Origin of the sequence: Variovorax sp. CF313 (assembly GCF_000282635.1) — a bacterium.
Taxonomy (GTDB): Bacteria; Pseudomonadota; Gammaproteobacteria; order Burkholderiales; family Burkholderiaceae_C; genus Variovorax.
This window is the reverse complement of the sequence record NZ_AKIW01000015.1, coordinates 18346-37391: the sequence shown is the minus strand read 5'-3', so window position 1 is coordinate 37391 and position 19046 is coordinate 18346. Positions and strand designations below refer to the sequence as shown.

General features: G+C 66.8%; 16 protein-coding genes and 1 pseudogene. 9 read left to right on the top strand and 8 right to left on the bottom strand.

Annotated elements, in window-relative coordinates:
* Positions 1 to 38 precede the first annotated feature (38 nt).
* The 4 genes and pseudogenes from PMI12_RS05030 to proV all read right to left on the bottom strand — a co-directional run bounded on the left by PMI12_RS05030 (position 39) and on the right by proV (position 5113).
* Entirely contained in the window at positions 39 to 1592 is a 1554-nt protein-coding gene (locus PMI12_RS05030) for a fumarate hydratase (protein WP_007829775.1), read from the bottom strand.
* Between the two features lie 57 nt (positions 1593 to 1649).
* Positions 1650 to 2654: pseudogene (proX, locus tag PMI12_RS05025) on the bottom strand (glycine betaine/L-proline ABC transporter substrate-binding protein ProX).
* Between the two features lie 23 nt (positions 2655 to 2677).
* Positions 2678 to 3838 (bottom strand): glycine betaine/L-proline ABC transporter permease ProW, encoded by a 1161-nt coding sequence (gene proW / locus PMI12_RS05020; RefSeq protein WP_007829770.1) that lies wholly within the window; start codon positions 3836 to 3838, stop codon positions 2678 to 2680.
* 21 nt (positions 3839 to 3859) lie between these two features.
* On the bottom strand, positions 3860 to 5113 hold the full coding sequence (gene proV, locus PMI12_RS05015; RefSeq protein WP_007829769.1) for a glycine betaine/L-proline ABC transporter ATP-binding protein ProV: 1254 nt from the start codon (positions 5111 to 5113) through the stop codon (positions 3860 to 3862).
* Between the two features lie 498 nt (positions 5114 to 5611).
* Here proV and fumC point away from each other — a divergent pair, with 498 nt between their 5' ends.
* Positions 5612 to 7009, top strand: coding sequence for a class II fumarate hydratase (gene fumC, locus PMI12_RS05010; protein ID WP_007829767.1), 1398 nt, complete (start codon positions 5612 to 5614; stop codon positions 7007 to 7009).
* A 120-nt stretch (positions 7010 to 7129) separates the two neighbouring features.
* Here fumC and PMI12_RS05005 read toward each other — a convergent pair whose 3' ends face one another.
* Positions 7130 to 7747: an NAD(P)-dependent oxidoreductase gene (locus PMI12_RS05005; RefSeq protein ID WP_007829765.1), complete on the bottom strand. Its 618-nt coding sequence runs from the start codon at positions 7745 to 7747 to the stop codon at positions 7130 to 7132.
* 114 nt (positions 7748 to 7861) lie between these two features.
* Here PMI12_RS05005 and PMI12_RS05000 point away from each other — a divergent pair, with 114 nt between their 5' ends.
* Entirely contained in the window at positions 7862 to 8770 is a 909-nt protein-coding gene (locus tag PMI12_RS05000) for a LysR family transcriptional regulator (protein ID WP_042672848.1), read from the top strand.
* Here PMI12_RS05000 and PMI12_RS04995 read toward each other — a convergent pair.
* Positions 8767 to 9402: a YqhA family protein gene (locus PMI12_RS04995; protein WP_007829761.1), complete on the bottom strand. Its 636-nt coding sequence runs from the start codon at positions 9400 to 9402 to the stop codon at positions 8767 to 8769. The two genes, PMI12_RS05000 and PMI12_RS04995, sit on opposite strands and share 4 nt — an antisense overlap.
* A gap of 146 nt (positions 9403 to 9548) precedes the next feature.
* Between PMI12_RS04995 and acs the strand changes: the two genes are divergently transcribed.
* Both acs and PMI12_RS04985 read left to right on the top strand, forming a co-directional pair.
* Entirely contained in the window at positions 9549 to 11546 is a 1998-nt protein-coding gene (acs, locus tag PMI12_RS04990) for an acetate--CoA ligase (protein WP_007829758.1), read from the top strand.
* A gap of 141 nt (positions 11547 to 11687) precedes the next feature.
* A complete protein-coding gene (locus tag PMI12_RS04985) occupies positions 11688 to 12188 on the top strand; it encodes a hypothetical protein (RefSeq protein WP_007829756.1) in 501 nt (166 codons plus the stop codon).
* A 12-nt stretch (positions 12189 to 12200) separates the two neighbouring features.
* Here the strand turns inward: PMI12_RS04985 and PMI12_RS04980 are convergent, their stop codons facing one another.
* Positions 12201 to 12515, bottom strand: coding sequence for a c-type cytochrome (locus PMI12_RS04980; protein WP_007829749.1), 315 nt, complete (start codon positions 12513 to 12515; stop codon positions 12201 to 12203).
* A gap of 105 nt (positions 12516 to 12620) precedes the next feature.
* On the opposite strand from PMI12_RS04980, the gene PMI12_RS04975 reads away from it, so the two are divergent.
* Positions 12621 to 12872: a TIGR04438 family Trp-rich protein gene (locus tag PMI12_RS04975; RefSeq protein ID WP_007829747.1), complete on the top strand. Its 252-nt coding sequence runs from the start codon at positions 12621 to 12623 to the stop codon at positions 12870 to 12872.
* 113 nt (positions 12873 to 12985) lie between these two features.
* Here the strand turns inward: PMI12_RS04975 and ilvD are convergent, their stop codons facing one another.
* The gene (gene ilvD / locus PMI12_RS04970) at positions 12986 to 14680 is read right to left on the bottom strand and encodes a dihydroxy-acid dehydratase (RefSeq protein ID WP_007829745.1); all 1695 of its coding nucleotides are present in this window, start codon (positions 14678 to 14680) and stop codon (positions 12986 to 12988) included.
* Positions 14681 to 14781: 101 nt separating this feature from the next.
* Between ilvD and PMI12_RS04965 the strand changes: the two genes are divergently transcribed.
* From PMI12_RS04965 to PMI12_RS04950, 4 genes are all read left to right on the top strand, one after another.
* Complete coding sequence (locus tag PMI12_RS04965) at positions 14782 to 15741, top strand: LysR family transcriptional regulator (protein WP_007829744.1); 960 nt, start codon at positions 14782 to 14784, stop codon at positions 15739 to 15741.
* Positions 15742 to 15874: 133 nt separating this feature from the next.
* Positions 15875 to 16705 carry a prolipoprotein diacylglyceryl transferase gene (gene lgt / locus PMI12_RS04960; RefSeq protein WP_042672845.1) on the top strand — a complete coding sequence of 277 codons (831 nt, stop codon included), beginning with the start codon at positions 15875 to 15877 and terminating at the stop codon, positions 16703 to 16705.
* Positions 16706 to 16824: 119 nt separating this feature from the next.
* Positions 16825 to 17493, top strand: a complete 669-nt coding sequence (locus PMI12_RS04955) for a GntR family transcriptional regulator (protein ID WP_007829742.1) — start codon at positions 16825 to 16827, stop codon at positions 17491 to 17493.
* A gap of 46 nt (positions 17494 to 17539) precedes the next feature.
* Positions 17540 to 19006, top strand: a complete 1467-nt coding sequence (locus PMI12_RS04950) for a malonyl-CoA decarboxylase (RefSeq protein WP_007829741.1) — start codon at positions 17540 to 17542, stop codon at positions 19004 to 19006.
* Positions 19007 to 19046 lie beyond the last annotated feature (40 nt).

The following is a 19046-nucleotide window of genomic DNA, read 5'->3' as shown; positions in this document are numbered from 1 at the left end:
CACTGCGGTGCGAGCGCCTGCGGGCGGCCGAGCGGCGCTCAAGCTTCTTCCATCATGATGGTCTTGAACTCGCCGCTGGCGATGCGCTTCTGCCACTCGGCAGGGCCGGTGATGTGCGCGCTGGTGCCGCCGGCATCGACCGCCACCGTCACGGGCATGTCGACCACGTCGAATTCATAGATCGCTTCCATGCCCAGGTCGGCGAAGCCCACCACCTTGGCGGTCTTGATGGCCTTGCTCACGAGGTAGGCGGCGCCGCCCACAGCCATGAGGTAGGCGCTCTTGTGCTTCTTGATCGCCTCGATGGCGACGGGGCCGCGCTCGGCCTTGCCGATCATCGCGATCAGGCCGGTCTGGGCCAGCATCATCTCGGTGAAGCCGTCCATGCGCGTGGCGGTGGTGGGGCCGGCGGGGCCCACGGCTTCATCGCCGACCGGATCGACCGGGCCGACGTAGTAGATGACGCGGTTGGTGAAGTCCACCGGCAGCTTCTCGCCCTTGGCCAGCATGTCCTGGATGCGCTTGTGTGCGGCATCGCGGCCGGTGAGCATCTTGCCGTTGAGCAGCAGGGTGTCGCCGGGCTTCCAGCTCGCCACTTCGGCGGGCGTGAGCTTGTCGAGGTCGACGCGCTTGCTCTTCTTTTCGTCGGGTGCCCAGTTGACGTTGGGCCACAGGTCGAGCGACGGCGGATCGAGGTACACCGGGCCGCTGCCGTCCATCACGAAGTGTGCATGGCGGGTGGCCGCGCAGTTGGGGATCATCGCCACTGGCTTGCTGGCCGCGTGCGTCGGGTACATCTGGATCTTGACGTCGAGCACGGTGGCCAGGCCGCCCAGGCCCTGCGCACCGATGCCCAGCGCGTTGACCTTCTCGTACAGCTCGATGCGCAGCGCCTCGACCTTGCTGAGTTCGGCGCCCGACTTCTTCTTGGCCTGCAGCTCGTGCATGTCGAGGTCGTCCATCAGGCTTTCCTTGGCCATCAGCGCGGCCTTCTCGGCCGTGCCGCCGATGCCGATGCCCAGCATGCCCGGCGGGCACCAGCCGGCGCCCATGGTCGGCACGGTCTTGAGCACCCAGTCGACCACGCTGTCGCCGGGGTTCAGCATGACCAGCTTGCTCTTGTTCTCGCTGCCGCCGCCCTTGGCCGCGACCGTCACTTCGACGGTGTTGCCGGGAACGATCTCGGTGAAGATCACCGCGGGCGTGTTGTCCTTGGTGTTCTTGCGGTCGAACTGCGGATCGGCCACGACCGAGGCGCGCAGCGTGTTGTCGGGGTGGTTGTAGCCGCGGCGCACGCCTTCGTTGATGGCGTCGTCCAGGCTGCCGGTGAAGCCGCCCCAGCGCACGTCCATGCCCACCTTGAGGAACACGTTGACGATGCCGGTGTCCTGGCAGATCGGGCGGTGGCCCGTGGCGCTCATCTTGCTGTTGGTCAGGATCTGCGCGATGGCGTCCTTGGCCGCGGGGCTCTGCTCGCGCTCGTAGGCGCGGGCCAAATGGGCGATGTAGTCGGCGGGGTGGTAGTAGCTGATGTACTGCAGCGCGGCGCTGATCGATTCGATCAGGTCGGCCTGCTGGATCGTGGTCGTCATGGTGGGGGGGTGTTTTTTGGAGTGTGGAACGCCCCCCGATTATCTCAGCCGGCGCGCCTACCTCGCCGCCGCCCGGGCTTCCTCGATCCAGCCGTCGAACAGCGGCCGATGCGCCTTGATCCAACCATCGGTGTGCCGCTCCAGGTCTTGCTGGGTATTGGCGCCCTGGCTCATGCGCAGGTTCTGGGCATTGATGTCGCCGATCGGCAGCTTCATCACCTCGAACAGCCTGCCGGCCGCGGGGTTCTTCTCGACGAAAGCCCGGTTGGCGACGATCTGCTCCTGGTTGGCCTGGAAGCCGTAGTTCTTGCCGTTGGGCAACCGCGTGTCGGCGCCGTCGCCCTGCGACGAAGAGGACGGCACCTGCAGCCACACCACGTCCGCGCCCGGACGCAGCACGGCGCTCACCCAGTAGGGCGTCCAGGTGTAGTACAGCACCGGCTTGTCCTGCCTGAAGCGGGCGATGGTGTCGGCCATCAGCGCGGCATAGCTGCCCTGCTTGTGCGTGACGGTGTCGCGCAGCTGATAGGCCGTCAGGTGTTTTTCGATCGCGAGTTCGCAGCCCCAGCCGGGGTTGCAGCCTGTCAGGTCGGCACGGCCGTCGCCGTCTGTGTCGAACAGCTTCGCAATGGCCGGGTCCTTGAGCTGCGCGATGTTGGTGATGTTGTATTGCTCGGCTGTCTTGCGGTCGATCAGGTAGCCCTGCACCGCGCCGTCGGAGTACACGCCCCTGCGCCACAGCTTGGCGTCGCCGCCGCTGTTCTTGTAGAAGTCGGCGTGCAGCAGGCTCCAGTGGTTGGCCATGAAGGTGGCGTCGCCGTTGGCGATGGCGAGGTGTTCGGTGGCGGGCTCCAGGTCTTTCATGGGCTAGACCGTGTAGCCGAGCTTTTCGAGCGCGCGCATCACCAGCAGCGTCTGGAACGCCTCTTCGGCGAGCGAGCTCTTGAGCGGCTGCACGGTCACACCCTTGCCGGGGAGGTCGTTGGCGGCTTGCGCGGCCATGCCGAAGGCGACGAAGCCGAGGGCCAGAAAGCTGCGTGCGATGAGAGTGGTTTTCTTCATGCGTTGAATTCCTCCGTGGCGGGTCATTGCGCTTGCGTGGACAAGGCGGGAACAGGCGCGTTCGCAGCGCGCGACGGCGTGCCCAGCAAGCGCTGCAGCACGCGCAGCGAGAAGCCGGCCGGCCCGGTGTGCCACCAGCGGCGACCCGCGCTGCGGCGCGACTTGCCCATCGCCTGCGTCAGCCGGTCGAGCGAAATCGCCAGCAGCACGATGCCCAGGCCGCCGACCGTCGCCAGGCCCATGTCGAGCCGGCCGATGCCGCGCAGCACCATCTGGCCCAGGCCGCCCACGGCGATCATCGAGGCGATCACCACCATCGACAGCGACAGCATCAGCGCCTGGTTGATGCCCGCCATGATCGACGGCATGGCCAACGGCAGTTGCACCTTCACCAGCATCTGCCATGGCGAAGCGCCGTAGGCGCGAGCGGCCTCGATGAGGTCGGGCCGCACCTGGCGCAGGCCCAGGCTGGTCAGGCGCACCAGCGGCGCCAGCGCGAAGATGATCGTCACGATCACGCCCGGCACGTTGCCGATGCCGAACAGCATCACCACCGGCACGAGGTACACGAATGCTGGCGTGGTCTGCATGGCGTCGAGCAGCGGGCGCATGAGGCGCTGGGCCCGGTCGCTGCTGGCCAGCAGCACGCCCAGCGGCAGGCCGATGAACATGCAGAACACGAGCGAGGTCAGCACCAGCGACAGCGTCACCATGGCTTCGGGCCAGATGCCCAGCATCGCCACGAGCAGCAGCGCGACCGTGGTGCCGACGGCCAGCGCGCGGCCGGCGAACTGCCAGGCGAAGAGGCCGATCAACGCGATCATCGCCAGCGTAGGCAAGCCGGTGAGCAGGCCCTGGACCCAGTTCAGCGTGCTGTCGATGGGCAGGCGCACGGTCTGGAAGAAGGGCCGGAAATGTTCCACCACCCAGCCGAGGCCCTGGTTGATCCAGGATTCGACGGGCAGGGACCCGTCCCAGAGGCGGTGCAGCTGGAGGCCGTCAGTCGCGGCATTGGCCGATCCGGCCAGCTGGTGGGCCGTGTCGACAGGGGCATCGAGCCAGGCGCTGGTGGCAGAGGTGTCGGGCGCGGCCGAGAGTGCTTCCCACGGATCGACGAAGGTGGGGGCTGCGGGCGTGTCCAGCACCGGCGTGCCCAGGTCGGAAGGAAGTGTGTTGTCGTTCATCGTTCAAGGTCCTCCGTGAATTCAGTGCGGCTCGGCGGCGAGCGCGGGGGCGGCGTTGGGCAAGACGGGCTCGATCGGCGGCGTGTCGCGGTCGAGGAACTTGAGCAGCGTCGTCTTGCTGATCGCACCGCAGAAGCGGCCGTCGCTGGCCACCACCGGCAGCGCGCACGGTGCCTGCGCGAGCTGGCCGATCAGGCCCGCCACGGGGGCTTCGGCGTCGATGCGCGGCAGGTCGTCGAGGAACGCGTGCTGCAGCCCCAGCGGACCCGAATGCCCATCGAGCGCGCTGCGCAGCGTGTCCGCCGACACCACGCCCAGGTAGCGCCTGTTCGGGCTGGTCACGTAGGCGAAGTCGCGGTCCTGGTCTTCCAGCACCTTGAGCGCCGCGCGCGCACCGCGCTCGGGGTGCTCGCACACGACGGTGAGCGATTTGCGCGCGATGTCCGCTGCCTTGAACACCGCCGCCGCATCCACGCCGCGCACGAAGCTGCGCACGTAATCGTCGGCGGGGCAGCGCAGGATCTCGTCGGGCGTGCCGACCTGGATCACCTGGCCGTCCTTCATGATCGCGATGCGGTCGCCGATGCGCATCGCTTCATCCAGGTCGTGCGAGATGAAGACGATGGTGCGGCGCTGTTCCTTCTGCAGTCGCAGCAGCTCCGACTGCATTTCGGTGCGGATGATCGGGTCGAGCGCCGAGAAGGCCTCGTCCATCAGCAGGATCGACGGGTCCGAGGCCAGCGCGCGCGCCAGTCCCACGCGCTGCTGCATGCCGCCGGAAAGCTCATCGGGATAGCTGTCGCCCCAGCCTGCAAGGCCTACTTGCGCGAGCGCCTGATCGGCCTGCGCGAGCCGCTCTTTCTTGCTCGTGCCCGACAGTTCGAGGCCGAAGGCGGTGTTCTCGCGCACCGTCATGTGCGGCATCAGCGCGAACGACTGGAACACCATGCTGATGTCCTTGCGGCGCAGCGCGCGCAGCTTGGCGTCGGAGTGCTCGTTGATGTCGGCGCCATCGATCACGATGCGCCCGGCGGTCGGCTCGATCAACCGGTTCAACAGGCGCACCAGCGTCGACTTGCCCGATCCCGAGAGGCCCATGATCACGAAGATCTCGCCGGCCTGGATTTCGAAGGTGGCATCGAACACGCCGATCGACTGGCCTGTCTCGGCGAGGATTTCCTTCTTCGAGAAACCTTGCCGCACGAGTTTCAGGGCCTGCCCGGGCGCGTCGCCGAACACCTTGAAAACATGGTCGATGAGAATTCCTTTGGCCATATGCCGGGGCTCCTTGGGTGAAGGTTGGACACAGCACCGCCCCGGAGGACGGCAACGGTCACGCCATCAGCCGATGGGACTGTCCGAACAGAGAGCGCGTGAGGAAAACGCGTGCAATGGCCCGGCGAGCCTCTGGGGCTGCCGACAGGCACTGAAGACGACGTGGCGACGAAACCAGTGCCCGCCGAAAGGTGGCGTGGCAGTGGGGCCGGAAACGATCCGGCCGGTTTGCCGGGCAGGGCCCGGCGGGGAGAACCTTGCACCGCGACGGGATTCGGAGATCCGCGAGTAGTGCAGGGCCGATCAACATGACTTGTTGGTCGTCTGAAGCCCATGATTATAACTTTTTGACATGACGCGAGTCAACCCAACGGGCGTAACGTAATGTCGGCGGCGGCCCAATGGCCCCGTCAGATGCGAGCTATTCTTATTGGCCGATACTCGGCCTCGCGCCCGATCAGGCGGCGCGACCATCCAAGACTGCGGAGCTTTTTCACCATGACGACTTCCCCCAAGACCCGTGCCGAGCGCGATACCTTTGGACCGATCGACGTGCCGGCCGACAAGCTGTGGGGTGCGCAGACGCAGCGCTCGCTGCAGAACTTCGACATCTCCGGCGAGCAGCAGCCGCGCGAGATCATCAAGGCGCTGGCCCAGGTGAAGCGTGCGTCGGCCGTGGTCAACCACGCGCTGGGCCTGCAGGACCAGAAGAAGACGAACGCCATCGTGGCAGCGGCCGATGAAGTCATCGCCGGCAAGCACCCGGGCGAGTTCCCGCTGGTGGTCTGGCAGACCGGCTCGGGCACGCAGACCAACATGAACGTCAACGAGGTGCTGGCCAACCGGGCGAGCGAAATCCTCGGCGGCGAACGCGGGGAAGGGCGCCTCGTGCACCCGAACGACGACGTTAACCGCAGCCAGTCGAGCAACGACGTGTTCCCGACCGCAATGCACGTGGCCGCCGTCGAGGCGATCACGCACAAGCTGCTGCCGGCCATCGCCAAGCTGCGCGGCACGCTCGACCAGAAGGCCAAGGATTTCGCCGACATCGTGAAGATCGGCCGCACCCACCTGCAGGACGCCACGCCCCTCACGCTGGGCCAGGAGTTCTCGGGCTACGTGGCGCAACTGGCGCACGGCGAGGCGCATGTGCGTGCCGCGTTGCCGCACCTGTGCGAACTGGCGCTGGGCGGCACGGCCGTCGGCACCGGGCTCAATGCGCCCAAGGGTTATGCCGAGAAGGTGGCCGCCGAGTTGGCCAAGCTCACGGGCCTGCCTTTCGTCACCGCGCCGAACAAGTTCGAAGCCATGGCCAGCGTCGACGCGCTGGTACACGCCCACGGCGCGCTCAAGACGCTGGCCGCCAGCATGAACAAGATCGCCAACGACGTGCGCTGGCTGGCCAGCGGCCCGCGCAGCGGCATCGGCGAACTGAGCATCCCGGAGAACGAACCCGGCTCGTCGATCATGCCAGGCAAGGTCAACCCGACCCAGAGCGAAGCCGTCACGATGCTCGCCGCACAGGTGTTCGGCAACGACGTGGCCATCAACATCGGCGGCGCCTCGGGCAACTTCGAACTGAACGTGTTCCGCCCGATGGTGGCGCACAACTTCCTGCAGAGCGTGCGCCTGCTGGCCGACGGCATGGTGAGCTTCAACGACCACTGCGCCGTGGGCATCGAGCCGAATCGTGAACGCATCACGGAGCTGGTGCAGCGCTCGCTGATGTTGGTGACGGCGCTGAACACGCACATCGGCTACGACAAGTCGGCGTACATCGCGAAGAAGGCGCACAAGGAAGGCACGAGCCTGCGCGAGGCGGCAATTGCATCGGGCCACCTCACGGCCGAGCAGTTCGACCAGTGGGTGGTGCCGGAGAACATGACCGGCCGCTGATGCCGTGGTGGGGGCCGTCACTCGCGGGGGCCGCCGCGCACGGCCGCCCGAAGCGGCCGGCCCGCCCCCGGTAGGGGGTTGGCGAAGCGACACGAAGTGCGCGCAGCCTGGGGGCGAGCTTCAATACCCGATGGTGTAGCGTTGGCGCGGGTGCGCCGGCTTTTCGAGCTCGTCGATGAACGCGATTGCGTAGTCCTCGAACGTGATCCAGCTGCGGCCTTCGGCGCTCACAAGCAGGTCGTCCTTGCCCAGGCGGAACTTGCCCGTGCGCTCGCCTTCGACGAACTCGGCGGAGGGCGACAGGAAGGTCCAGTCGAGTTCCTTCTCGTTGCGCAGCGCCTCGAGGAACACGCCGCCGGCCGAGGCTTCGGCGCGGTAGGCGTCGGGGAAGTTCGGCGTATCGATCACTTTCAGGCCGGGCGCCGCGAACAGGCTGCCGGCGCCGCCGACCACCAGCAGGCGCTTCACACCCGCGCGCTTCACGGGTTCGATGATGGCCGCAGGCGGCACGGTGGAGAAGTGCGCGGCGCTGAACACGGCGTCATGGCCGGCCAGGGCTTTCTCGAGCGCGGCGCCGTCGAGCACGTCGAGGTCGACGGCCTTCACGTTGGCGCGGCCCGCCAGCTTGGCGCTGGCCTTGCGCGCGATGGCAGTGACCGTGTGGCCGCGGCGCAGGGCTTCTTCGAGAAGGCGGCCGCCGGCGCGTCCGGTGGCTCCAATGATGGCGATGTGGCTCATGAGGGACTCCTGTGAAAGATCGAAAGGATCGGATGGAATGAATCGCATCTTAGGTTTCTGTTTTCGAAAGAAATACCTCGATTTGCGCGCTTGTTTATTCCTAAAATCGTTCAAATGGACCGACTGAATGCAATGCGCGTGTTCGTGAACGTGGTCGATTCGGGCAGCCTTTCGGCCGCGGCCGACAAGCTCGACCTGTCCCGGCCGGTCGTCACGCGCTACGTGGCCGAGCTGGAGCAATGGACCGGTGCGCGCCTGCTGCACCGCACGACGCGCCGGCTGAGCCTCACAGCCGCTGGCGAAGAACTGCTGCCGCGCTGCCGCCAGGTGCTCGAGCTCACCGGCGACATGCAGGCCGCGGTGCGGCATCCGGCCGAGGCGCCGCGTGGGCAGTTGCGCATCACGGCCAGCACCTCGTTCGCGCAGGCGCAACTGGCCGATGCGGTGGCCGACTACGTGCGGCTCTACCCGGGTGTGGCTGTCGACCTGGTGCTGCTCGACAGGGCCGTGAACCTGGTCGACGAGCGCATCGACCTGGCCATTCGCGTGGCCGCGGAGATCGACCCCAACCTGATCGCGCGCCGGCTCACCGACTGCCGCTCGGTCGTGTGCGCGTCACCGGCGTACCTGAAGGAGCACGGCCAGCCGCTGCGCGTGGAAGAGCTGGCGCAGCGCAATTGCCTCACGCATTCGTACTTCGGGCGCAGCCTCTGGAATTTCACGCGCAAGGGCACGGGGGAGCCGGCCTCGGTGGCCGTGGGCGGCAATGTCTCGGCCAACGATGCAGCCAGCCTGATGTGCCTGGCCCGGGCCGGGGCAGGCATCGCGATGCTGCCGACCTATCTGGCGGCGCCACTGCTGCAGGAAGGGGAACTGGTGCGGCTTTTCGGCGATTTCGAGCCGCAGGTGGTGGGCATGTACGCGGTATATGCCTCGCGCAAGCACATGCCGGCCACGCTGCGCACGATGCTCGATTTCCTGGCCGCGCGCTTCACTGAAACGCCGGCCTGGGACACGCCTTAGTGGTGCGTGTTGGCGGCTGCGGCTTCGTTCATCAGCTTGTCGGTATAGGCGATGGCCATGGCCGAGAACAGGAAGGCGATGTGGATCGCGGTCTGCGCGATCAGCACGCGGTCGGTGTAGTTGTCCGCGTTGATGAAGGTCTTCAGCAGGTGGATCGAGCTGATGCCGATGATGGCGGTGGCCAGCTTCACCTTGAGCACCGAGGCGTTCACGTGGCTCAGCCATTCGGGCTGGTCGCGGTGGCCTTCGAGGTCCATGCGGCTCACGAAGGTCTCGTAGCCACCCACGATCACCATGATCAGCAGGTTCGAGATCATCACCACGTCGATCAGCGCGAGTACCACCAGCATGATCACCGTCTCGTTGAGCGTGCCCACCGGCGCCGTGGTCTTGTAGCCGATGCTGGTGATCAGCGCCTGCAGAGCATCCTGGCTGCCGAAGGCGGCTTCGACCAGGTGCAGCAGCTCGACAAGGAAGTGCACCACGTACACCGCCTGCGCCACGATCAGGCCCAGGTAGAGCGGCAACTGCAGCCAGCGGCTCGCGAAAATCAGCTTGGGCAGGGGGCGCAGCGGCGAACCACGGGCTGGTACGGGCGGGTTCCGGGTGTCGAAAGGATCGGTAGCGGACATTGGCGGGCGAGAGATGAAAGACCGCGGATTCTAGGTGTGCCCCTGTGTCGTACTCGTGATAACCCTGCGAACTAACATCGAACCCGTCAGTGACCCGTAAGTGCGGCCACCGACATTACGGCCGCACCTTCCAGGAGACAACAAGCATGAGCAGCGCATCGAAGAACATTGAATCCGTCCTCGTCGAGAACCGTGTATTTCCCCCTGACGCCCGCGCCACCGAAGGCGCCCGCATCTCCGGCATGGCCGCCTACGAGGCCCTGTGCAAGGAGGCCGAGGAGGACTTCGAAGGGTTCTGGACCCGCCTGGCCAAGAGCAACCTGCAATGGACCAAGCCCTTCACGAAGACGCTGGACGAATCGAAGGCCCCGTTCTACGAATGGTTCGGCGACGGCGAGCTCAACGCCAGCGCCAACTGCCTCGACAGGCACATGGGCTCCCCGGTCGAGAACAAGACCGCCATCGTCTTCGAAGCCGACGACGGCACCGTCACCAACGTCACCTACAAGGAGCTGCTGGCCCGCGTGAGCCAGTTCGCCAACGCGCTGAAGGCCGCGGGCATCCAGAAGGGCGACCGCGTCGTCATCTACATGCCGATGACGGTCGAGGGCGTGATCGCCATGCAGGCCTGCGCGCGCATCGGCGCCACCCACAGCGTGGTGTTCGGCGGCTTCTCGGCCAAGGCGCTGCAGGAGCGCATCATCGATGCGGGCGCGGTGGCGGTCATCACGGCCAACTACCAGATGCGCGGCGGCAAGGAACTGCCGCTCAAGGCCATCGTGGACGACGGCATCGCGCTGGGCGGCTGCGAATCGATCAAGACCGTGTTCGTCTACGAGCGCACGCCCACCGCATGGACGCGCGTCGAAGGCCGCGACAAGACCTTTGCCGAGGCGCTGAAAGGGCAGGGCACCGAATGCGCCCCGGTGCCGGTGAATGCCGAGCACCCGCTCTTCATCCTCTACACCTCGGGCTCCACCGGCAAGCCCAAGGGCGTTCAGCACGCCACCGGCGGCTACCTGCTGTGGGCCAGGCTCACGATGGACTGGACCTTCGACATCCGCCCCGAAGACGTGTTCTGGTGCACCGCCGACATCGGCTGGATCACCGGCCACACGTACGTCGCCTACGGCCCGCTCGCGGCCGGCGCCACGCAGGTGGTGTTCGAGGGCATTCCTACCTTCCCGCATGCGGGCCGCTTCTGGCAGATGATCGAGAAGCACAAGGTGTCGGTGTTCTACACGGCGCCCACCGCGATCCGCTCGCTCATCAAGGCGGCCGAGGGCGACGAGAAGGTGCATCCGAAGAACTGGGACCTGACGAGCCTGCGCATCCTCGGCTCGGTCGGTGAGCCCATCAATCCCGAAGCCTGGATGTGGTACCACCGCAATATCGGCGGCGAGCGCTGCCCGATCGTCGACACCTTCTGGCAGACCGAGACCGGCGGCCATGTGATCACGCCGCTGCCGGGCGCCACGCCGCTGGTGCCGGGCTCGTGCACGCTGCCGCTGCCGGGCATCATGGCCGCCATCGTCGACGAGACCGGCAAGGACCTGCCCAACGGCGCCGGTGGCATGCTGGTCATCAAGCGGCCGTGGCCCTCGATGATCCGCACCATCTGGAACGATCCCGAGCGCTTCAAGAAGAGCTATTTCCCCGAGGAAATGGGCGGCACCATCTACCTGGCCGGCGACGGTGCGGTGCGCAGCGCCGACCGCGGCTACTTCCGCATCACGGGCCGCATCGACGACGTGCTGAACGTGTCGGGCCACCGCCTGGGCACGATGGAGATCGAGTCGGCCCTCGTGTCCAAGACCGATCTCGTGGCCGAAGCCGCGGTGGTCGGCCGTCCGGACGACGTGACGGGCGAGGCCGTGTGCGCCTTCGTCGTGCTGAAACGCGCTCGCCCGACCGGCGAGGAAGCCAGGCAGATTGCCAACGAACTGCGCAACTGGGTGGCCAAGGAGATCGGCCCCATCGCCAAGCCCAAGGACATCCGCTTCGGCGACAACCTGCCCAAGACGCGCAGCGGGAAGATCATGCGGCGCCTGCTGCGCAGCATCGCCAAGGGCGAGGCGATCACGCAGGACACCTCGACGCTTGAGAATCCGGCCATTCTGGAACAGTTGTCACAGACCAACTGAACGGTGCTGTAGGACATGGCCGTTTAAGCGGCCATCCACGCCGAACCGGGCCCTTCGCTGAGGTAAAACCATCCGGAGCACCGTGCGCCTCGACGCGCATGGGCGTTTCCGATGTGTCCGATCTTTCCGAAGGAGGCCCCCATGGGCGTGAGATCCGCTTTTCTTCTTGTCATCGTGCTGCTCATCGCAGCGCTCGCCGCGCTGAACTGGGGCACGCTGTCCGCACCCACCAACGTATGGCTGGGTTTCATGACCGTCTCGGCGCCGCTGGGCCTGATCATGCTGGGGCTGACGGTGGTGCTGGCTGCCTTCTTCCTCGTCTACGTGCTGTACCTGCACAGCTCGGTGCTGATCGAAACCAAGCGCCACACCAAGGAAATGCAGGTCCAGCGCGACCTTGCGGACAAGGCCGAGGCCTCGCGCTTCACCGAACTGCGCAACTTCCTGGAGGCGCAGGAGAACAAGCACATGGCGCAGAACGCCGACCGGCAGGCGGCGATGCTGGCGCGCCTGGAGCAGCTCGAAACCGCGATCCGCCTGCGCTCGGATCAGACCGACAACACCGTGGCCGCGCACATCGGCCAACTCGAAGACCGCATCGAGCGCAGGCCGCTGCCGGTGGACATCAACCCGCAGGCGTGATGCCCCCGGAACCTACTTCGTCGACAGCACCCAGGCTGCGAGCTTCCGGGCGTCGGCTTCGCTGACCTGGTTGTTCGCCGGCATCGGCACCGGCCCCCATACGCCGGAGCCGCCCTTGACGATCTTGCTGGCAAGAGTGTCGACGGCACCCTTGTCGTCCTTGTACTTGGCGGCCACGTCCTTGAATGCCGGGCCGAGCACCTTGCGCTCGACCGCGTGGCAGCTCATGCAGTTCTTCGAGGTTGCCAGGGCGAGGTCGGCGAAGGCGGGTGCGGCGAGTCCGACAAGGCCGAGGCCGAGGGCTGCCGACAACAAGACTCTTTTCATGGGGCGTATTTCGTAAGGGCTGAGTTACATTCGACTCAACGCGATTGTAGGTAGCGCCGTGCACGTCGTACGGGTGCGTGCCAATACAACCCGGAGGGATTCGCGATGTGGTTTCTGGCGCTGGGCCTGCTTGGATTGGCCCTCAAGTATTTGGAAGTGGGCATGGTCGCCGGCTGGAGCTGGTGGATCGTGCTGTCCCCGTTTGCAATGGCCGTCGCATGGTGGGCCTGGGCCGATTCGTCGGGCTATACCAAACGCAGGGTCATCGAGCGGGAAGACCGGCGCAAGCAGGATCGTATCGATCGCCAGAAGACCAACATGGGCATGAAGACCGGCAACGGGCAGCGCCGGAAGTAGGGCTCGCCCCCAGGCTGCGCGGCACTTCGTGTCCGCTTCGCCTTCCCCCTGCCGGGGGCAACACCTGAGGCCCGGCGAAGCCGGTTCCTCGGTGTTTCACGCAATAGCCCCGATCAGAACTTGTCGAGCACTGCGCCCGAACTGGCGCTGGACGCATTGAACGCGAACTTCGCCTGCACGCCGCGCGTGTAGCGCGGTGCCGGTGCCTTCCAGCCTTCGCGGCGCTTCGCGATCTCGGCTTCGGGCACGTTCAGTTCGAGCACCAGCTTGTGCGCGTCGATGGTGATCGAGTCGCCTTCGTTCACGAAGGCGATGGTGCCGCCGGCGGCCGCTTCGGGCGCCACATGGCCGACCACCATGCCCCAGGTGCCGCCGGAGAAACGGCCGTCGGTGATCAGGCCGACGCTTTCGCCGAGGCCCGCGCCGATCAGCGCACCCGTGGGTGCCAGCATTTCCGGCATGCCCGGGCCGCCCTTGGGGCCGAGGTAGCGCAGCACCATCACGTCGCCGGCCACGATCTTGCCGGCCAGGATGGCCTGCAGTGCTGACTGCTCGTCGTCGAACACGCGCGCCGGGCCGGTGATGACGGGGTTCTTCAGGCCGGTGATCTTGGCGACCGCGCCTTCGGGCGAGAGGTTGCCCTTCAGGATGGCGAGGTGGCCCTGGTCGTACATCGGCTTGTCGATCGGGCGGATCACGTCCTGGTCGGCGCGCGGCACATCGGGCACGTCCTTCAGCACTTCGGCAATCGTCTGGCCCGAGATGGTGATGCAATCGCCGTGCAGCAGGCCTGCGTTCAGCAGCACCTTCATCACTTGCGGAATGCCGCCCGCCTGGTGCAGGTCGACCGCGAGGTATTTGCCCGATGGCTTCAGGTCGCACAGCACCGGCACCTTCTTGCGCATGCGCTCGAAGTCGTCGATGGTCCATTCGACCTCGGCCGCGTGCGCGATCGCCAGGAAGTGCAGCACCGCATTGGTCGAGCCGCCCGTGGCCATGATCACGGCCACTGCGTTCTCGATGGCCTTCTTGGTCACGATGTCGCGCGGCTTCAGGTCTTTCTTGATGGCTTCGATCAGCACCTTGGCCGATTCCTTGGCCGAGTTGGCTTTTTCATCGTGCGGATTGGCCATGGTCGACGAGTAGGGCAGCGAGATGCCCAGCGCCTCGAAGGCGCTGGACATGGTGTTGGCCGTGTACATGCCGCCGCACGAGCCGGTGCCGGGAATGGCGCGCTTCTCGATCTCGTGCAGGTCTTCGTCGCTCATGTTGCCCGCGGCGTTCTGGCCCACGGCCTCGAACACGCTCACGATGTTCAGGTCTTGCCCCTTGTAGCGACCGGGGAGGATGGTGCCGCCGTACACGTAGATGGCCGGCACGTTGGCGCGCAGCATGCCCATCAGGCCGCCGGGCATGTTCTTGTCGCAGCCGCCGACCACCAGCACGCCGTCCATCCACTGGCCGCCGACGCAGGTTTCGATGCAGTCGGAAATGACTTCGCGGCTGACCAGCGAGTACTTCATGCCCTCGGTGCCCATGGCCATGCCGTCGGAGATGGTGGGCGTGCCGAACACCTGTGCGTTGCCGCCGGCTTCCTCGATGCCGGCGATGGCAGCGTCGGCCAGCTTCTGCAGGCCCGAGTTGCAGGGCGTGATGGTGCTGTGGCCGTTGGCGACGCCGACCATCGGCTTCTTGAAGTCGCCTTCCTCGTAGCCCATGGCGTAGAACATGGAGCGGTTGGGCGCGCGGCTCTTGCCTTCGACGATGTTGGCGCTGCGGCGGTTGATCTGGATCGGCTTGGTGTCCATGGTGTCTCTTCTGTCGTGGGGGATCGGGGGGAACCCAAGTATCGGACTTCTGATTGATTGGTTCCAATCCGTTTTCGAGCACGGATTGATATGCTTCGCATATGAATGAAGCCCTGATCGACCTGCGGGCCTGGCGGCAGTTCGTGGCCGTGGCCGAGGAGCTGCACTTCGGCCGCGCCGCGCTGCGGCTGCACATGACGCAGCCCCCGGTGACGCAGGCCATTGCCCAGCTCGAGAAGACGCTGGGCGTGGTGCTGTTCGACCGCACGCGAAGACGCGTGGCGCTCACGCCCGCCGGCGAGGCCTTGCTGCCCGACGTGCGCGAGCTGCTGGCGCGCGCGCAGGCGCTTCCCGCGCGGGCACGGGCGGCAGCGGCGGGGCAGGTGGGGCGGGTGCGCATCGCCTTCGTCTCGACGGTCGGCTTCGAGCAGCTGCCGGCCTGGGTGCGCGAGTTCCGCGTGCTGTGCCCGGAGGTTGCGCTCGAATTGGTCGAGGCCACCGGCGACGTGCAGCTCGAAGCCTTTGCGCGCGGCGAGATCGATGCCGGGCTGATGCTGCATTCGCCCGGCGCGGCGCCGCCCGGCCTGTCCCGCCTGCCGGTGGAGGAAGAGGCGCTGGTGCTGGCCCTGCCGGCGCAGCACCGGCTCGCCCGCGCACGGCCCGTGCCGCTGGCAGAGGTGCTGGCCGAGCCGCTGGTGATCTTTCCGCGCCGCATCGTGCCGTCGCTGCACGATGCGGTGTTCGACCTCTATCACGCAGCTGGCCGAGTGCCCCAGGTGGCACAGGAGGCGATCCAGATGCAGACCATCGTCAACCTCGTGTCGGGTGGCATCGGCGTGGCCTGGGTGCCGCACAGCGTGATGCAGTTTCGGCGCGCTGGCGTCGTCTACCGGCAGGCCGGCGAATTCAAGGGCGTGGGCCGGCGCCGCGTGGCGCTGCCGGCTTGCGAGACGAGCCTCGTATGGCCGGCGCAGGCTGCGCACCCGGCGCTGGCGCGGTTCGTGGCGTTCGTGCGCGAGCGCACGGCGGGGGCCAAGCAGGGCGCAGGGTCCGCTCGCTGACCAGCAAATTCGCAGAACACCGCGGAACCGGCTTTGCCGGGCCGCAGGTGTTGCCCCCGGCAGGGGGAGGGCGAAGCGACGCGAAGTGCGCGAAGCCTGGGAGCGAGTCATTCGCTCCGGGCACAATCTGCGGATGCTCATGTATCCGCAGATCAATCCCATCGCCCTGCAGCTCGGGCCGGTGGCCATCCACTGGTACGGCCTGACCTACCTGGCCGCGTTTGCGCTGTTCTATTTTCTCGGCACGCGCCGGCTGCATCACGAGCCGTACCGCTCGCTGGTGGGCGCGGGGGTGTGGCAGCGCAAGGACATCGAGGACATTCTTTTTCTCGGCGTGATGGGCGTCATCGTCGGCGGGCGGCTGGGCTACTGCCTGTTCTACAAGCCCGAGTTCTATCTGACGCATCCGCTCGAAATCCTCTACGTGTGGCAGGGCGGAATGAGCTTCCATGGCGGGCTGCTCGGCGTGATCGGTGCGATGGTCTGGTTCTCGCGTTCGCGTGCGCGGCCGTTCTGGCAGGTGATGGACTTCGTCTCGCCCTGCGTGCCGACCGGGCTTGCAGCCGGCCGCGTGGGCAACTTCATCAACGGCGAACTGTGGGGCCGCTTCAGCAGCCCCGATCTGCCCTGGGGCATGGTGTTCCCGCAAAGCGGATCGATGCTGCCGCGCCATCCCTCGCAGGTCTACCAGTTCCTGCTCGAGGGGCTGTTGCTTTTCGTGGTGATGTGGCTCTATGCGCGCAAGGAGCGCAAGCAGGGGCAGGTGGCCGCGGTGTTCCTGATCGGTTATGGCGTGCTGCGCTTCGTGGCCGAGTACTTTCGCGAGCCCGACGACTTCCTCGGCCTGCGCGCGCTGAACCTGAGCCAGGGGCAATGGCTCAGCGTGCCGATGGTGATCGCCGGCATCGCACTGTGGTTCTGGTTCGGCCGCGCCAACAACAAGACCGCCCCCGCGCAGGCGTGAGTTCGTTCAGCCGGAAGCTTGCAGGGTAAGTCCCAGCCGCGCAGGGCGTGCGCGGCTCTTGCGCCAAATGTTCGGCGGGCTCAGAATTACGCGTAATTACAGGAAATTACGCCATTCCAATGCGCCTGGTTCCCAACTCCCTGCACGACGAAGTCGCTGCCACGCTGCGCGAGCAGATCTTCGACGGCACGCTGGCGCCCGGCAGCTTCGTGGACGAGGCGGCGCTGTGCGAGCGGCTCTCAATTTCCCGTACCCCGTTGCGCGAGGCACTCAAGGTGCTCACCGCAGAGGGCCTGCTGCGGCACGAGCCGCGGCGCGGCTGCTTCGTCAACGAGGTGACCGAACGCGATCTCGACGAGATCTTTCCCGTCATCGCGCTGCTCGAGGGCCGCTGTGCCTACGAGGCCGCGCGCAACGCCAGCGACGCCGAGCTCAATGAACTCGATGCGCTGCACGAGCGGCTGGTGCGCCACGCCAGGGCGCGCCGCATCAATGACTACTACGCCACCAACCACATCATTCACGAGGCGATCATCAAGCTCGCCGACAACAAGTGGCTGGCGCAGGTGATCGGCGACCTGCGCAAGATCCTCAAACTCGCGCGGCTGCAGCAGCTGCATGCGCCGGGGCGGCTCGACCAGAGCCTGTCCGAGCACCTGGCCGTGTTCGCTGCGCTCAAGGCGCGCGACAGCGAAGGTGCAGACGCCGCCATGCGCACGCACATGACGCGCCAGCGCGAAGCGCTGCGTGAAGTCGCGCGCCAGCAGAAATCCAGGGTAATGCCGTGACCGCCGAACGCGCCATGCCCGCCCCCCCAAGCATTGGAGTGCCCCGATGAGTGCGACCGAATGGTTCCAGGCGCGGCTGCGTTCTGGCGAAAAGTCCAAGGTGCCGGTGGCGTCGGAAGGCGCCGCCAAGGGCGCGTCGAAGAGCGCGCCCAAGCCCAGCGCACGTTCCACCGCCGAGCGCCTGCAGGCCACGCTGCGCAAGGCTGACGAAGCCTTGTCGCCGCGCGCGCTGCGCCGCGTGCTGGCCGACCTGCAGGCCGTGATCGATCCGCGCGTGAGCGAGGTCGAGGGCGGCCGCCGCGCGCATGCCATCGCCGACGCCTACCGCGCCGCCACGCCCGAGGAGCGCCGCGACTACTGGGCCCTGATGAGCGAGCATTTCGCCGCCGACGCGCAAAAGCTCGAGACCGCCCGCAACCAGCACCAGGCTGCCGTGGGCACGCCCGACGAAGGCCAGGCCGAGCTGCGCCTGCGCCGCGCGCTGGTGTCGCCGCGCATGCGCCTGCTGCAGCGCTTCGCGGTCGAGCCTGAAGGCATGCGCTTCCTGGTCGATCTGCGCGCGGAGCTGCTGCCGTGCCTGAAGGCCGACAAGCGCCTTCTTGCGCTCGATGCCGAGCTGGAGCATCTGTTCTCCACCTGGTTCGACGTGGCCTTCCTCGAACTGCGCCGCATCGACTGGGACTCGCCGGCCTCGCTGATCGAGAAGCTCATCCGCTACGAGGCGGTGCACGACATCAAGAGTTGGTCCGACGTGAAGAACCGGCTCGACGACAGCGACCGCCGCTGCTATGGCTTCTTCCATCCGCGCCTGCCCAACGAGCCGCTGATCTTCGTCGAGGTGGCGCTGGTCGACCGCATCAGCGACGGCATCACGCCGCTGCTCGACGAGGCTGCCGTGCCCGTGCTGCCGGCCAGGGCCACCACCGCCATCTTCTATTCGATCAGCAACACGCAGAACGGCCTGCGCGGCGTGAGCTTCGGCGACTCGCTCATCAAGCGCGTGGTCGAGACGCTCCAGGACGAACTGCCGCGCTTGAAGACCTTCGCCACGTTGTCGCCCATTCCGGGCTTTCGGACCTGGCTCGCGAAGAACGTCGTCGACCTGCTGCCGCGCCTGGACGAGAAGCGCGAAGCCGAACTCGGCCGCCTCGTCGGCTCGCTGCCGCCGACCGCCGAGCGCCTGCTCGCCGCGGCGGACTCTGCCGCCACCTTCGACGCGAAGTCGCCGCTGCGCCAATGGCTGATGCAGGCCGCCGCCGAATACCTCGGCCGCGCGCTGGTCGACGGCACGCCGGCCGACCCGGTCGCGCGCTTCCACCTGGGCAACGGTGCCCGCGTGGAGCGCCTGAACTGGGCCGGCGACCCGTCGCCCAAGGGGCACAAGCAGTCGTACGGGCTCATGGTCAACTATCTCTACGACCTCAAACGCCTGGACAAACATCGCACCTGGCTGGCGGACGGCAAGGTGGCTGTATCGGGAGACATCGAAAGCCTGTACTTCAAAAAAGGCTGATGGCGTTCGCAGGCCGGTGGCAAACAGTACGCCGGACACC